Raw genomic sequence first — 15,707 nt, 5'->3', positions numbered from 1 at the left:
TTTACTGAACAGTACAGTAAACAAATAAACAGGATTCGGCATGAGCAGCATTACCCCACTCACGACACGGTTGTCTGCGCGGCCGAGAGGCCGACCGCGCGACCCCGCCCGCCTTGACCGGATGCTCTCTGCCGCCCGTGAGCAGTTCGCCCAACTCGGGCTCGAAGGCTCCAGCATGGACGGCATTGCCGAAGCGTCGGGAGTCTCGAAAGTCACTCTCTACAAGTACTTTCCGTCCAAGGAAGCCCTGTTCAACGCGACCGTGAACGAGCCGGTGCGCCAGGCGCTGGACCTGGACATCGCGTCGCTGGATCCAGGCAATCCGCGAGAAGCACTGCTTCGCGTTGCACAGAGCTATCTGAGTCTGATCACGGATGCGGCAGTGATCCAACACGTCCGGATGCTCAATGCGTCCGGAGCCCGCAATGTCGACCTCTCGACCAGCTTCCTGGAGAGCGGTCCGGAGGCAGTGACCACGACGCTCGTCAAATACCTGAGGGCTTGTGATCGTGTTCGCAGCCTCAGAATTGCTCATGCACAGGATGCGGCCGAACAGTTCGCCGCGATGGTTCGCGGAAACGAGCAGCTTCGACTGATTCTTGGCCTACAGTGCCGACGAACAGGCGCACAGACAAAGCGCTACTGCGCGGCTTGTGTCGAAGTTTTCCTGAAGGGTTACGCAGCCTGATGAATGCTGCACGGAGATGCCGATGAAACCGATGATGAAAGCCGTGGTTCTGGATGCCCCGGGCCCTCCCGAGGCACTTCGCATTCGCCAATTGCCAGTGCCGGTTCCTCGGCCAGGCGAGGTGCTGATTCGCGTTCGCTCTTTCGGCATCAACCGGTCGGAGTTGCACACCAGGCTGGGCCTCGCCGAGGGCGTTACTTTTCCGCGCGTACTGGGTATCGAAGCCTGCGGCATAGTCGAAGCCTGCCCCGGCGGGGAACTTCAATCAGGTCAACAGGTGGCGGCAATGATGGGGAACATGGGACGCACGTACGACGGCGGCTACGCCGAGTACACCTGCGTGCCGGTAAGCCAGGCGATTGCCTTCCGGAGCGATCTTCCGTGGAGCACGTTGGGGGCCATACCGGAGATGCTTCAGACCGCTTATGGCTCTTTGACGGCCGCACTGGATGTGCAACCAGGCCAGTCCATCCTGATCAGGGGTGGCACGTCCTCGGTGGGACTGGCCGCCGCCGTACTGGCAAAGCAACGCGGCATGACCGTGTATGCGACAACACGCAGTACAGCCAAGCGACAGGTCCTGGTGGACGCTGGCGTCGACCACGTACTCATCGACGATGGCGATGTCGCATCGCAGGTTCTCGCGCATAGCGAGGGCGTGGACACCGCACTTGAGTTGGTAGGCGCGCCCACCTTGCCGGACACCCTGCGGGCAACCCGCAACCGGGGCACCGTCTGCTTCACGGGAATGCTCTCCAACGAATGGACCGTGAGGGACTTCTACCCCATCGCGTACCTGCCGCGCTGCATTCGGCTTTGCGCATATTCCGGGGATGCGAGCGACCTGCCGGCGCCTGTGCTGCAGGACTTCCTGGACCGGGTTCGCGCCGGAACAGCAAAGGTCCCCATTGACCAGATCTGCGGCCTCGACGAGATCGTGGAGGTTCATCGAAGGATGGAGAACAACGAGGCAAGCGGCAAGATGGTGGTAATCACCTAGCTGTCTCGAATGCAAGCCATGACGAAGCGAAATCAATATTCGCCAAATCTATGCGCTGTATTCACTACATACTATTGGCTTATGTCTCCGGTGGCGCAATGATTGCGCCACCCGCACCCACGAACAGGCGCCCAGCGAGCAGCCTACAACGGAGACAAAAATGCACCGGTTCCATCTCTCATAGGGCCTCGGCGCCCGCCGCAGGAGCGTCAATAACGCGCTGACTCGCAGACCGAACGAGCAGTTTGAACGCGATGCCTTGACGCCCTTCCCGTGACGATCGAAGTTTGAACTTCGAGCTTCCTTGAGCCAACACGAGCTCCCCTGAGCACTCCTGGCGCATCCCCCAAATGATGCGCACAGATCGCGCTCGGCCCGGCTACGCGCGGCCGCATCTGCCTTCGCTTCGACGCAACGGCAATCCACCTTTCCTGCTACCTCACGCAACCCAGGACCTGGCTTCGCCAGAACGACCATGACGACACCGAACACCTCTTTCCGCCGCACTGCTTTGGCACTCACCGCACTGGCCAGCGCGGGCATAGGTCATCTCGCGAGCGCAGCCACGATCGGCCTCATGGCGCCGCTTTCCGGGCCTATTGCTGTCGTGGGTCAGGACCAGGTCGACGGCTTCATGCTGGCCGTCGAACAACTGGGCGGCAAGCTCGGCGGCCAAGCGGCCACCGTGCTGAAAGAGGACGACCAGCTGAAGCCGGAGATCGGCGGCCAGATCGTGCGCAAGTTCATCGACAAGGACAAGGTCGACGCCATCGTTGGCCTGAGCTTCTCGAACGTCATGATGGCAAGCCTTCCGCGCATTGCCGAAACCAGCACCGTGGCCATCGCGACCAATGCAGGACCGTCGCCAGTCGCTGGCGCCGGCTGCAAGGCGAATGTCTTCTCGACGGCTTGGCAGAACGACGGTGCAGCCGAAGCGATGGGCAAGTTCGCGCAGGACCGCGGTGTGAAGAAGGTCTACCTGATGGCGCCGAACTACCAGGCCGGCAAGGACATGCTGAGCGGCTTCAAGCGCTACTTCAAGGGGCAGATCGTCGAAGAGGTCTACACGCAGGTGAACCAGCCGGACTACTCCGCCGAACTCGCTCAACTCCAGGCGGCCAAGCCTGATGCGGCGTTCGTGTTCTATCCGGGCGGCATGGGTGTCAACTTCATCAAGCAGATGGCACAGGCCGGCCTGATGGCGAAGATTCCGCTGTACTCAGTCTTCACGGTGGACGGCACCACGTTGCCCGCATTGCGCGATGCGGCCGTCGGCAGCATCAGCGGCGCGATGTGGGACGCCGCGCTGGACACGCCCGAGAACAAGAAGTTCGTCGCCGCCTTCGAAGCCAAGTACAAGCGCACGCCAAGCGAATACGCAGCCACCGCGTACGACGCGGCCAACCTGTTGAACATCGCGCTCGGAAAGGCCAAACCGGGTGACAGCAAGGCCCTGTCTGCTGCGGTCCGCGCCGCCGGCAGCGAGCTGAAATCGGTGCGCGGCCCTTTCGCATTCAACAACAACAACATGCCGGTGCAGAACTACTACGCCTTCGAGACCGTGAAGGACGGCGGGCGCATCACCGGCAAGCTGCTTGCAACGCCACTGACGAAGCACGTCGACGCGTATCACACGCAGTGCGCACAGAAGTGATCTCATGAGCAGCACGCTCGTTCTCGCACAGCTTCTCAACGGGCTCCAGTACGGGGTCCTGTTGTTTCTGCTGGCCGCCGGCCTGACACTGGTCTTCGGCATCATGAGCTTCGTCAACCTGGCGCATGGATCGCTCTACATGATGGGCGCGTACTTCGCGGCCACCGCCTTCCAGTACACCGGCTCGTTCGGCCTTGCCGTTGCCGCGGCCATGGGCGGCGCGCTGCTGCTGGGCCTGGTGCTCGAGCTCGCAGTCGTGGCTCGGCTCTATCGCCGCGACCACCTCGACCATGTACTGGCCACGTTCGGACTTGTGCTCTTCTTCAACGAGCTGGTGCGCATCGTCTGGGGTTCGCAACCGGTCTTCCTGCAGGTGCCCGACTTCCTGAGCGGCGCCATCGACATCGGCGGGTTCAGCTATCCCTCCTATCGGTTCGCGATAATCCTGGTCGGACTCGCGGTTGCAGTGGGTTCCTGGATATTGATCAACAAGACAAGAGTGGGCATGCTGATCCGCGCGGGCGCCGTCAACCCGGCAATGGTTGCGGCCCTGGGCGTGAACATACGGCTGCTCAACGCCATGCTGTTTGCCGTTGGCGCCATGCTGGCAGGACTGGCCGGCGCGATGGCCGGGCCGATTCTTTCGGTTCAGTCGGGCATGGGCGAGTCTGTCCTGATCACCACGCTCGTGGTCATCGTCATCGGGGGTATCGGCTCGGTGACGGGGGCCTTCTATGCCGCCTTGATCGTGGGCATCGTCGACACGATGGGCCGTGTGTTCCTGCCGCTGATCCTCCGGCAGATGACGGAGCGCTCCTTCGCCGACGCGGCCGGTCCCGCGTTGGCCTCGATGCTGGTCTACCTGCTGATGGCGGTGGTTCTGGCCTGGCGGCCCCAAGGGCTCTTTCCGGCCAACAGGTGATCCCATGAAATTACTCCTCTCACGCCCCAGTGTCTGGGTGCCGCTACTTGTCCTACTGCTCCTTGCAAGCGTCCCCCTGGTCGCGCAAGCGATCGGCGAGACCTTCTACATCGCCTTCTTCGCACGCATCATCATCTATGCCATTGCCGCCTGCGCGCTCAACATCGCACTGGGCTACGGTGGGCTGGTGAGCTTCGGTCACTCGCTGTTCCTGGGGCTGGGAAGCTATGCGGTGGGCCTTGCGGCGTTTCACGGCATCGGCAGCGGCTGGGTCCATCTGTTCGTGTGCCTGGTTGCGTGTGGCCTCGTGGGGCTTGTCACGGGCGCGATCAGCCTTCGCACGAGTGGCATCGCCTTCATCATGATCACGCTGGCCTTCGCCCAGATGGGCTATTTTCTGTTCGTGAGCCTGAAGGCCTATGGCGGGGATGACGGACTGTCGATCGCGACGGGCAGCCGCTTCGGTCCGTTCGACCTTTCTTCGGCCACCAACGTCTACATCGCCGCATTCGTTGTTCTCGTCTTGTCGCTCTGGTGGTTGGCGCGCCTTCGCGTCGCGCCGTTCGGCATGGTGATTCGCGGCGCCACGCAGAACCTGCGGCGCGTGAATGCGGCAGGCATTCCGGCCAGGCGTTACCAGTTGCTGGCCTACGTTATCTCTGGCATGTTGTGCGGCGTCGCGGGCCTATTGCTGGCCAACCTCAATGCGTTCGCATCGCCCAGCACGCTTGCCTGGTCGGTGTCCGGCGAGCTGATCGTGATCGTGGTAATCGGCGGGCTCGGGTCGGTCTTCGGGCCACTCCTGGGTGCCCTGGTCTTCCTCGGCCTGGAAGAAGCGCTGAAAGGCGTGACGGAACACTGGATGGTGATCTTCGGCCCACTGATCGTGCTGGTCGCCCTGCTGGGCAAGCGCGGCATCGTCGGCCTGCTCGAACACTTCGACGCGCGCGCACCGGTCAACGCATCGACGACCGCGCCCATTGCAGAACACGCAGCCATCGATGCGACATCGACAGCCAGGAAGACGACATGACCTCAACCGTTCTTCGCACTGATTCGCTGACCAAGCGCTATGGCGCGCTGCTCGTCACCGATGCCGTATCGCTGGACATCGGCGAAGGCGAATTGCACGCGATCATCGGGCCCAATGGCGCCGGCAAGACGACGCTGATCAACCAGCTCTCGGGTGAACTTGCGTCGGACTCCGGCACCGTATGGTTCAACGGCACCGACGTGTCCCGCCTGCCCATCCAGGAAAGGGCGCAGCGCGGCCTGCTGCGTTCTTACCAGATCACTTCGGTGTTCGAAGATTTCACCGTGATCGAGAACGCCACATTTGCTGCGCTTGCCTCAAAGCGACATGCATTCCAGTTCTGGCGCCCGATGGCGGCCGATCGTCAGGCCCACCGTTCGGCCGAGGAAGCACTCGCCGCGACCGGCCTGGGGAGCCACCACCACGTGGCAGCTGGCGATCTGGGGTACGGCGAGAAGCGGCAGCTCGAACTCGCGATGAGCTTGGCCGCAGGTCCAAAGTTTCTGCTGCTCGACGAGCCGATGGCCGGCATGAGCGTGCAGGAGTCCAGCAGCGTGATCGCGCTGCTTCAGCGGCTCAAGCGTCAGTACACCATTCTCCTGGTGGAGCACGACATGGACGCGGTATTCGCATTGGCTGATCGCATCAGCGTCCTGGTCTACGGCAGGATCCTGTTCACCGGGACCCCCGACGAGATCCGCAACCACCCTGAGGTACGGGCTGTGTATCTGGGCGAAGAAGAGGCCGAAGCATGAGCACATTTCTGTCTGTCAAAGGCGTGAAGGCTTCCTACGGCCACGCGCAGGCGCTGTTCGACATTTCCTTCGACGTGGGCGCCGGCGAAGTCGTCACGCTGCTCGGGCGAAACGGCATGGGTCGCTCCACCACGGTGAAGTGCCTCTTCGGCATGTTGCCTGTGACCGGCGGGAACATTTGGGTCGGCGGCGCCCGGGTCGATCGGTTGCCTTCGCACCGCATTGCCCGGCATGGACTTGCGCTGGTACCCGAGGGGCGCCAGATTTTCTCCAACCTCACGGTGGAGGAAAACCTCGTCGCCACGGCACGCGCAAGCAAGAAGGACGTTATTCGTCAATGGGATCTGGACCGCGTCTACGCCTTCTTTCCCCGGCTCAAGGAAAGGCGCGGCAACCTTGGAACGCAGCTTTCCGGTGGCGAACAGCAGATGCTGGCCATTGGCCGTGCACTGATGACGAATCCTCGCCTGCTAGTGCTCGATGAAGCCACCGAAGGCCTGGCACCGCTGATCCGCAATGAGATCTGGCGCGCGCTCACGGAGCTCAAGCAGGACGGCCTCTCGCAGATAGTCATCGACAAGAACGTCAAGTCGCTTTTGAACCTCGCGGATCGTCACTTCGTGATCGAGAAGGGACGCGTCGTATGGAGCGGTAGCTCCACCGAACTGCGCGGGCAGCCCGAGATCGTTCATCAGTACATGGGCGTTTAGTACGCCCTCGAACGGGAGTGCGAACTAGCCGACCTGCTCCTGAACCTTCCGACGCCCGCTTTTTCCGGAGTCCAACACCATGAAGCTCTACAACTTTTTCCGAAGCGGCACCTCCCACCGCCTGCGCATTGCACTGAATCTCAAAGGTCTGAGCTATGAACAGATCGCGGTCGACTTGCGCAAAGAGGAGCATCTCGCCGAAGCCTACACGGCCATCAACCCGCAGCAGTTGGTGCCGACACTGGACATCGGTGACACCCGGCTCACCCAATCGCCAGCGATCATCGAGTGGCTGGAGGAACGCTATCCGGATGTTCCACTGCTCCCCTCGGAGTTGCTCGAACGCGCACATGTCAGAACCTTGGCCGCGATCATCGGATGCGACGTTCATCCGATCAACAACCGTCGGATTCTGGAGACGCTCCGCCGCTGCTTCGGCGCTGACGAAGCAGCGATCAATCAGTGGTGCGGCACCTGGATCACCAGCGGGTTCGACGCATTCGACGCATTGATTGCAGCCAAAGGGTCCCGCGGTGACTTCTCTTTTGGCGACCACCCGACGCTGGCCGATACCTATCTTGTTCCTCAGATCGAAAGCGCTCGCAGGTTCAAGGTCGAACTCGGTCGTTGGCCTCGGTTGCAGGCCATCGATGCCGCCTGTTCAAGCCTGGAAGCGTTCAAGCGCGCAGAACCGTCGGCGCAGCCCGACGCCGCTTGAGTGGTTCAGAGCGAGGCGGACCGCACGCACGTTGCCCGGTACACCTCAACGCGCCAGGAATGCCTGCAGATCGCTGGCGAACTTGACGGGATTCTTGAACATCAGGAAGTGATCACCTTGTTCGGCTGACGTGTAGCTGTAGAGCGTAGCGTTCGGGATCACCGACTGCGCCCAGCGTTGGCTGGGGAGATTGTTGCTTTCGTCTCCCGAGAAGATCGCAACGGGTATGTCGATCTTGTGGCGCACGACGTCGCGCCAGTCGCTTACCGTGTGATTGAACAGCACCCGTCCCATCGCCTGTGGATCGCTCTTGATGACTGCACTGGCAAAGCCCTCGGAGTTCGCAAAGTAGGGCGAGTCGAATGACTGTGCGCGCTCGAACGGTTTCATGTCCGTGATGAGCTTGTTGACCGGGCCACCCGCAGTCAAGGCGGCCACCATCCGCTCCGGCGAACTGGTGCTCCCACCCGCTTCGGAGCGCTCCTTTTCCGACCAATCGCTGTGCGAGTAGATGGAGATCGGCTCGTCGACGAAGACCGCCTTTCGCATAGCGCCCGTACCGAACAAGTCGATATAGCTCCAGAGGATAGCCGCCCCCATCGAGTGCCCCACGTAGTCGGCCGACTTCACGCCGAGGTGGTCCCCGAATTCCTTCAGGTCCATCGAATAGCGTGCAATCCGGTTGCCGTAGTCGACGTGCTGCGACAACCCCTGGTTGCGCGGGTCCAGCACATAGACACGGTAGTGCTTGGCCAACAGATACATGACGTTGATGTACTGGGCACCATTGGCCGACCATCCGGGCACAAGGATCAACGGCTTGCCCTGCCCTGCCTCCCAGTAGGCCAGTTTGACCCCGTCGTTGGTGACGAAATGGTTAACTTGAAGGCCCTTGAAATCGGACAGCCTGGCCGGCATGCCTTCGACGCGATGGGAAAACACGAAGTCTCGGCCCAAGACCTCCAGCGCGGGTTCGGCTCTGACCTGGATGGAAAGCAAGCCGCACACCGCGGCAAGCGCGAGGCCTGCGATCGTCTTTTGCATGTTCTTCCTCCGCGAATCAGCCGGCGCTTTCTTCCGACGCTTTCCCGAAAAGCTTGCCTGCCCCGGCCCAGTCGGACGCCTTGACGTCTTCGAAGATCACATAGATGTAGTTCGGGTCCGTCCCGGTATTGCGGACGATGCTCTGCGTGATCTCCGATGCGACCTTTTCCTTTTGCGCATGGTCCTTGCCTTCAAACCAACTCACACGAACGACGGGCATAAAGTGCTCCTTGAAACGGTTGAAGCCGGCACCAAAGCGCCCTTGGTGGACGTGGTGCTCCGGCTGTGGAATACCAATGCTAATGAAGAACTGAAGTCCATAATTAGCCATTCTTTCCACTCTGTGTAGCCTCTGGAGATACACCCATGCAACGCGACCCCCTGTCTGGCGTGTCCGTTTTCGTGGCGACCGCGCGATCGAGCACATTCACGGAAGCCGCCGAGCGGCTGAGCCTGACGAAGTCGGCGGTGGGCAAGACCATTGCCCGCCTGGAAGACAGGCTCGGCTTCAAACTGTTCCATCGAACCACCCGCCTGACGAAGCTGACGGCCGACGGCGAGGCCTATCTCGCCGCCTGCACTTCGGCAATCGATGAGATCACCGCGGCACAGGCGGCCCTTTCATCCGACAACCAGATCCTCAGCGGACGGCTGCATATCGACATGCCCGTCGCGTTCGGTCGACGGGTCCTCTTGCCCGCACTCATCGAGATCACGCGGCCTCACCCCGATCTGAGCCTGACGCTCACGTTCACGGACGCCACCAGCGACCTGCTGCAGGACGGAGTCGATCTGGCAATCCGCTTCGGGGCCCTCCCGGACAGTGCCGAGCTCGTTGCACGCCATCTCGTGACACAAGAGCGCGTGATCTGTGCCTCGCCAGCGTATCTGCAGGCACGCGGCGAGCCTCGAACCCTGACGGACGTCCGTGCGCATCGCTGCATCGTGGGTTCACTGAAAGGTCCACCCCTCGTCTGGTTCGTGCGCGACGATGGAACACAAAAGCGCTTCACTCCACCTGCTACACACCGGCTGAGCGATGGAGAGGCCATGGTGGATGCCGCCATCGGTGGCCTCGGGATCGTCCAGTTGCCCCACTCGCTGGTGCGCGAGCCATTGAGCGCCGGCCTCCTGAGGCCTGTACTGCGGGCTTACTCGGGCGTCGGCGTGGAGGTTCACGCCGTGTGGCCACGACAGGCACACCTGAACCCTCGTGTGCGCTACGTGATCGATCAACTTCTGGCCTATGCGGCCAAAGGTCGGCTGGGTTGACGCCCAGGCGGGGCCCTCCCGAATTAATCAATTCTTAATTTCTCTAAAGAGTTATTAAAGCCCTTCGCTCAGCATCTGCTCCAGCAAGCGAAGACATGTCGTCACGCGCATGCCTTTCAGACCGGAGACCCCATGCTGAACTGCGCAATGAAGCGCCACCCGATGCGCAGCGCGAAGCCGAGATTTACAGCATCCCTCCTGATTCCACTGCTTGCCGCACTGGCTGGCTGTTCAACGCAGCCGCCGTATGCAGCCGACGCCATTTCAGCGCCGGCAGCCTGGTCTGCGATGCAGCAGGAAGGCCTCTCCACAGCCACGGCGAACACCCAGTGGTGGCGCCAACTGAACGACCCCGCCATCGATGCACTGACCGGCGCAGCACTGGCCGACAGCCCCACCCTTGCTCAAGCCATGTCACGCGTCGATGAAGCCAGGGCTCAGTTGGGCGTTTCCAGCGCACAGCGCTTGCCGACCTTGGGCATCAACGCCGGCAGCACGCGCGGGCGCAGCCTGAACACCGATAGCAGCGATGGAAGCACGCGCACGACCACCGCGACATCCGTCGGCATTGGCCCCAGTTGGGAGCTTGACCTCTTCGGCCGCATCCGCAATTCAGTGGAGGCCAGTGAGCGCAAGCTCGACGCCCGGGATGCCGATGCCCGCGCGGCCCACCTTTCGCTGACTTCGCAGATCGCAAGCCAGGTGCTGGCGTTGCGGGCCTGCGAGTTTTCCAGCATGGTGCTGGCCGAAGACATCGATTCGCGCGAGAAAACGCTTCAACTTACCCGTCGCCGCGTCACCACCGGATTTGTCGCACCCATCGAAGAAGCGCGCGCAATCAGCGGACTGGCCACCGCACGCACAAGCCTTGCCGCTCGGCGGCAGGAATGCGCCCGCAGTGCCAATGCACTGGTGGCACTGAGTGGACAGCCACTCGACACCGTTCGCGCACTTGTTTTCGTCCCGTTGTCAGCATCGCTTCCCGCTGCAATCAGCAGAGACACCCGGTTTGGGATCGACTCGGTGATGCCAGTCGCACCGCGCGCGCGGTTGTCCTTGCCAGCCGAGGTGCTTGCGGCACATCCCAGCGTGGTGAGTGCCGAGCGCGAAGTCGCCGCTGCCTGGGCGGAGATTGGCGTGGCACGGGCAGAACGCCTTCCGCGACTGGACCTTTCAGCGGCATTGAGCGGCCAATGGCTTCACGCAGCCGGCACCACGCTCGACTACACAGCCTGGTCAGCAGGTCCCGCGCTCGTGGGCAGTTTGTTCGACGGCGGACGCGGCGCGGCCAACGTGGCAGCGACAGAGGCCCGCTACCGCGGTGCGGTAGCTGCCTTGCGCATCGCCGTGCGCTCCGCGGCTCAGGAAATCGAAGACGCCCTGGCGGCGGTCGCCTCGTCCGATGAACGCCGCCTCACCACCCATGAGGCGGTGGTCGCCGCCCGGCTGGTTCTCGAAGCCACGGAAGCGCGCTGGCGCGCTGGCGCCGTGAGCCTCTTCGAGCTCGAGGACGCACGACGCCAGTTCGCGGCAGCGCAGGACAGCGCAATCACTGCCGCACAGGACAGCGGCCAAGCCTGGATCAGCCTCGTGCGAGCTTCAGGCAATGCCGCCGTCACCGAAACCGCTCTCTCTTCATGAACTCGAACGAGTACGACAACACCGAACTGGTCACGCTCCAGCCCGCAAAGCATGCCCTGCGCCCTGCTCTACGTTCGGGCCGACGCCTTGTGTGGGTTGTTGCCACATCCACGATCGCCGTGCTGTCCATCGCATTTGCCGTGTGGGGCCTTCGGGAACGCCATTCGCCGCTCCCCGCGGCACCGACCGCCTCTGCATTGACGGTAACGGAAGCTCTCGCGCGCACGACCGAATGGCCCACCACGCTGGATGCCACTGGCGCGATTGCGCCATGGCAGGAAGCTGTCGTCGGCTCCCAGACTTCGGGGCTGCGGATTGCAGAACTGCATGTCGGCGTGGGCGACGTCGTACGACGCGGCCAGCTCCTCGCGCGCTTCGATGCCGCCATGCTGCGCGCGGATGAAGCGCAACTTCTCGCCGGCGTTGCGCAAGCCGAGAGTCTCGCCGCGCAGGCCGATGCGAACCGCGAACGCGCCCTTCAACTCAAGGGCAGCGGAGGCATCAGCGAGCAGGAGATCCTTCAGTACGTCACGCAAGCCGCGACTGCGCGAGCGCAGGTCGATTCGGCTCGCGCGCAATTGAACTCCAAACGCTTGCAACTGCGCCATGCAGACGTCATTGCCCCTGACGATGGTGAAATCAGCGCGCGCTCGGCCACCTTGGGGGCGGTGGCAAGCAGCGGGCAGGAGCTCTTCCGGCTGGTGCGGCAAAGCAGGCTCGAATGGCGCGGCGAGCTCACGGCCGGGCAGATCGCAGCCGTGACCTTGGGGCAGTCGGTTTCGCTCGCGCTACCCGACGGCGGCACCGCCCAGGCGCGCATCCGTCAGATCGCGCCCCTGCTCGACGAGCGTTCGCGGCTCGGCGTTGTGTATGCGGACATTGCCCCCGGCAGCACCGCACGCGGCGGCATGTACGCCAGCGGTCAGATCGCACTGACGACGAGCAATGCGTTGGTGGTTCCTGCGTCGAGTGTGGTGATCCGCGACGGTCGCAGTTTTGTATTCCGATTGATTGGATCCGAGGCCACGCGCAAAGTGCGTGCGCAGGCCGTGACGACCGGACGTCGACGTGGCACGGAGATCGAAATCCTGCAAAACCTCGCGCAAGGCGATCACGTAGTCGCGCAGGGTGCCGGCCTGCTAAACGATGGCGATACCGTGCGCGTCGCCAGTCCATCAGTCACTGCACCGTTGGCGGCGCTGACATTGAACAAGGGCTGAACGATGAACTTCGCCACGTGGTCCTTGCGCAACCCGATTCCAGCCATCCTGTTGTTCGCCCTGCTGACATTTGCAGGTGTGCGCGGTTTTCAGCAACTCCCGATCCAGGCTCTTCCAGACCTGGACCTGCCGACCGTGAACATCGTGCTCTCTCAGCCTGGCGCGGCTCCCGCCCAGCTCGAGACCGAGGTCGCTCGCACGGTAGAGAATTCGCTCGCCACCATCACCGGACTCAAGCACACACGCACGTCGATCACCGACGGCAGCGTGCAAATCCGTGTGGAGTTTTCGCTGGAGAAGAAGCTTTCGGACGCCCTGATCGACACGAAAGATGCGGTCGATCGCGTGCGTTCGAACCTGCCAGCGGATCTACTGCAACCGACCATCAGCGCCGTCACCGAACGCGGCAGCCCGATCCTCACTTACGCCATCGCATCCGATCGAATGAACGAGGAAGCGCTCTCGTGGTTCGTCGATGACGCTGTCGGCAAAGCGCTGCTCGCGGTACCCGGTGTCGGACGCGTGGACCGGCTGGGTGGCGTCCAGCGCGAAGTCCGCGTCGAAGTGAATACCGCACAGATGAATGCGCTTGGCGTGACGACAACCGACGTCTCGCGGGCATTGCGGCGCACCCAGCAGGAATCCTCCGGTGGGCGCGGCCAGATCGGCCTCTCCGAGCAATCGGTAAGAACGGTTGCGACGGTGCGACAGGCCGCCGAACTGGTGGACATGCCGGTGGCCCTGGCCGATGGTCGCGAGGTGCGGCTGGACCAAGTGGCATCGGTGCACGATACGAATGCCGAACGCAACCAGGCCGCACTGCTGGACGGCAAGGCCGTCGTGGGATTCAGCGTCTATCGCGCCAAAGGCTTCGACGAGACGCGAATCGCACAGGGCGTCACCGAAGCGCTAGAACGCATGCAGGCGGCCGACACGTCTCTGGTCGTCACGCCGGTATCGGGGAGTGTGGAATACACCCGCGAACAGTTCCACGGCTCGATGCAGATGCTGTACGAGGGAGCGATCCTTGCGGTGCTGGTCGTCTGGTGGTTCCTGCGTGACTGGCGTGCCACGCTGGTGGCAGCCTCTGCCCTGCCGCTGTCGATCTTGCCGGCGTTCGCGGCGATGTCCTGGCTCGGCTATTCGCTCAACACACTGACGCTGCTTTCTCTGGCGGTGATCGTCGGCATCCTGGTCGACGATGCCATCGTCGAGATCGAGAACATCGAACGCCACCGGCGCATGGGTAAGTCCGTGCTGCAGGCCACCGGCGACGCAGTCAATGAGATCGCGTTGGCGGTGATCGCAACCACGATGACGCTGGTGGTGGTTTTTGTGCCAACCACGTTGATGAGTGGCATACCGGGTCTCTTTTTTCAGCAGTTCGGCTGGACTGCGGTGATCGCAGTGCTGGCGTCGCTGCTCGTGGCGCGCCTGCTGACACCCATCTTGGCCTCATGGCTGCTCAAGCCGCATGCACCGTCGGGAAAGCCGGAGGCAGACGGCAAGCTCATGCGCGTCTACCTGGACTCGGTGCGGTGGTGCCTGACGCACCGCTGGACAACGATGGCCGCAGCCACCGCGTTCTTCCTGATCTCGATCGCGCTGATCCCGCTGATACCCTCAGGCCTGATTCCCGCATCGGATCGCGGCTTCACCACGGTCAACGTCGAGCTACCGCCGGGCAGTTCGCTGAGCGACACCGTGGAAGTGTCGGAGCGCGTGCGCGGTGCGCTGCACGACGTCCCGGGAATTCGCAGCGTATTTACCGCCGTGGGAGCCGCACAAATCGGTGGTGCGGGCCAGGCTTCCGATGTGCGCAAGAGCGCGCTGACCTTGGTGCTGCGAGCCCGTGAAGACCGCCCCTCGCAAATGGCGATCGAAAAGAGTGTGCGCAGGATACTCACCACGCTACCGGGTGCACGCTTTGCCGTGAGCGGTGGCGGCGCAGGCGAACAGATGTCGTTGATTCTCACGAGTGACAACGCGCAGGCACTGAAAGCAAGTGCGCAAGCCTTCGAGCGCGATTTACGCGGCGTGAGTCGACTCTCGAGTATTCGCACAACAGCCAGCCTTGAGCGCCCAGAAATCATCGTGCGGCCCGACCTGAAACGTGCCGCCGAGCGTGGAGTGAGCACGGCCACGATTGGCGAGACCATCCGAATTGCCACCAGTGGCGATTTCGATGCGCAGTTGCCCAAGCTCAACCTCGACAGCCGCCAGGTCGACATCCGTGTGCGCGTGCCCGATACGACGCGCCAGGACATCGAAGCGCTCGCTAGCCTGCGAGTGCCTTCGCGCAACGGACTGGTACCGCTGTCGAGCGTGGCCGAACTGGCTGTTGAAAGCGGCCCGGCACAGATCGACCGTTACGACAGGCGCCGCTACGTCACCGTGAGCGCCGACCTCGGCGGCATGCCGCTGGGCGAGGCACTGACAGCAGCCCGTGCACTGCCAGCGGCGCAGCAGATGCCGTCGAGCGTTTCGCTGATCAATACGGGCGATGCCGAAGTGGCGGCCGAGCTGACCTCGGGCTTCGGCCTCGCGATCCTCACTGGCGTGCTGTGCATGTTCTGTGTGCTGGTGCTTCTTTTCAAAGACTTCCTGCAGCCCGTCACCATCCTTTCGGCGATTCCGCTGTCGCTGGGCGGAGCCTTCGTGGCGCTGCTTCTGGCGCGAAGTGAGCTGGATGTTCCGTCGATGATCGGATTGGTGATGCTCATGGGCATCGTCACCAAGAACTCGATCTTGCTGGTGGAACACACAGTCGTCGGCATGAGGGACCGCGGCCTTCCTCCCATGGACGCGTTGATCGATGCCTGCCATAAGCGTTCGAGGCCGATCGTGATGACCACGGTAGCGATGATCGCAGGCATGCTGCCCATCGCCCTCGGTTTGGGCTCGGACGCGAGCTTTCGTCAGCCGATGGCGATCGCTGTGATCGGTGGTCTCGTGACCTCGACACTGCTCAGCCTGCTCGTGGTCCCTGTGGTATTCACGTATGTCAACGGATTCGAGCGCTGGTTCAGGTCGCGTGTCGCGCAATAGTG

The 15,707-nt window shown here is 62.7% G+C and carries 14 protein-coding genes; 12 read left to right on the top strand and 2 right to left on the bottom strand.

Annotated features, from left to right (window positions below; genetic code table 11):
• Positions 1-40: 40 nt before the first annotated feature.
• From BM004_RS27515 to maiA, 8 genes are all read left to right on the top strand, one after another.
• Positions 41-688, top strand: a complete 648-nt coding sequence (locus BM004_RS27515; protein WP_093125826.1) for a TetR/AcrR family transcriptional regulator — start codon at positions 41-43, stop codon at positions 686-688.
• Positions 689-710: 22 nt separating this feature from the next.
• The gene (locus tag BM004_RS27510) at positions 711-1,688 is read left to right on the top strand and encodes a zinc-binding alcohol dehydrogenase family protein (RefSeq protein ID WP_093218433.1); all 978 of its coding nucleotides are present in this window, start codon (positions 711-713) and stop codon (positions 1,686-1,688) included.
• A gap of 475 nt (positions 1,689-2,163) precedes the next feature.
• Positions 2,164-3,342, top strand: a complete 1,179-nt coding sequence (locus tag BM004_RS27505; protein ID WP_093125828.1) for an ABC transporter substrate-binding protein — start codon at positions 2,164-2,166, stop codon at positions 3,340-3,342.
• 4 nt (positions 3,343-3,346) lie between these two features.
• Positions 3,347-4,264: a branched-chain amino acid ABC transporter permease gene (locus tag BM004_RS27500; protein ID WP_093218273.1), complete on the top strand. Its 918-nt coding sequence runs from the start codon at positions 3,347-3,349 to the stop codon at positions 4,262-4,264.
• Positions 4,265-4,268: 4 nt separating this feature from the next.
• Positions 4,269-5,297 carry a branched-chain amino acid ABC transporter permease gene (locus tag BM004_RS27495; protein ID WP_093218272.1) on the top strand — a complete coding sequence of 343 codons (1,029 nt, stop codon included), beginning with the start codon at positions 4,269-4,271 and terminating at the stop codon, positions 5,295-5,297.
• Positions 5,294-6,052, top strand: a complete 759-nt coding sequence (locus BM004_RS27490; protein ID WP_093218270.1) for an ABC transporter ATP-binding protein — start codon at positions 5,294-5,296, stop codon at positions 6,050-6,052. Before BM004_RS27495 ends, BM004_RS27490 begins: the two co-directional genes overlap by 4 nt.
• Positions 6,049-6,762, top strand: coding sequence for an ABC transporter ATP-binding protein (locus BM004_RS27485; RefSeq protein WP_093218268.1), 714 nt, complete (start codon positions 6,049-6,051; stop codon positions 6,760-6,762). The genes BM004_RS27490 and BM004_RS27485 overlap by 4 nt, the downstream gene beginning before the upstream one ends.
• Before the next feature lie 79 nt (positions 6,763-6,841).
• Positions 6,842-7,480, top strand: coding sequence for a maleylacetoacetate isomerase (gene maiA / locus BM004_RS27480; RefSeq protein WP_093218267.1), 639 nt, complete (start codon positions 6,842-6,844; stop codon positions 7,478-7,480).
• 45 nt (positions 7,481-7,525) lie between these two features.
• Here maiA and BM004_RS27475 read toward each other — a convergent pair whose 3' ends face one another.
• Both BM004_RS27475 and BM004_RS42090 read right to left on the bottom strand, forming a co-directional pair.
• Positions 7,526-8,524 (bottom strand): alpha/beta fold hydrolase, encoded by a 999-nt coding sequence (locus tag BM004_RS27475; protein ID WP_021005373.1) that lies wholly within the window; start codon positions 8,522-8,524, stop codon positions 7,526-7,528.
• Between the two features lie 16 nt (positions 8,525-8,540).
• Complete coding sequence (locus tag BM004_RS42090) at positions 8,541-8,855, bottom strand: tautomerase family protein (protein WP_230558953.1); 315 nt, start codon at positions 8,853-8,855, stop codon at positions 8,541-8,543.
• A gap of 35 nt (positions 8,856-8,890) precedes the next feature.
• Between BM004_RS42090 and BM004_RS27465 the strand changes: the two genes are divergently transcribed.
• The 4 genes from BM004_RS27465 (at position 8,891) to BM004_RS27450 (ending at position 15,705) form a co-directional block, all read left to right on the top strand.
• Complete coding sequence (locus BM004_RS27465; protein WP_093218265.1) at positions 8,891-9,796, top strand: LysR family transcriptional regulator; 906 nt, start codon at positions 8,891-8,893, stop codon at positions 9,794-9,796.
• A 132-nt stretch (positions 9,797-9,928) separates the two neighbouring features.
• The gene (locus BM004_RS27460) at positions 9,929-11,437 is read left to right on the top strand and encodes an efflux transporter outer membrane subunit (protein WP_256220077.1); all 1,509 of its coding nucleotides are present in this window, start codon (positions 9,929-9,931) and stop codon (positions 11,435-11,437) included.
• Positions 11,434-12,657, top strand: a complete 1,224-nt coding sequence (locus tag BM004_RS27455; protein ID WP_093218264.1) for an efflux RND transporter periplasmic adaptor subunit — start codon at positions 11,434-11,436, stop codon at positions 12,655-12,657. Before BM004_RS27460 ends, BM004_RS27455 begins: the two co-directional genes overlap by 4 nt.
• 3 nt (positions 12,658-12,660) lie before the next feature.
• Entirely contained in the window at positions 12,661-15,705 is a 3,045-nt protein-coding gene (locus tag BM004_RS27450) for an efflux RND transporter permease subunit (RefSeq protein WP_093218262.1), read from the top strand.
• The last annotated feature ends 2 nt before the right edge of the window (positions 15,706-15,707 follow it).

Origin of the sequence: Variovorax sp. OK212, assembly GCF_900112425.1 — a bacterium.
Classification (GTDB): Bacteria; Pseudomonadota; Gammaproteobacteria; order Burkholderiales; family Burkholderiaceae_C; genus Variovorax.
Note: the sequence above shows the minus strand (reverse complement) of the source record. Positions and strands in the feature narration are given on the sequence as shown.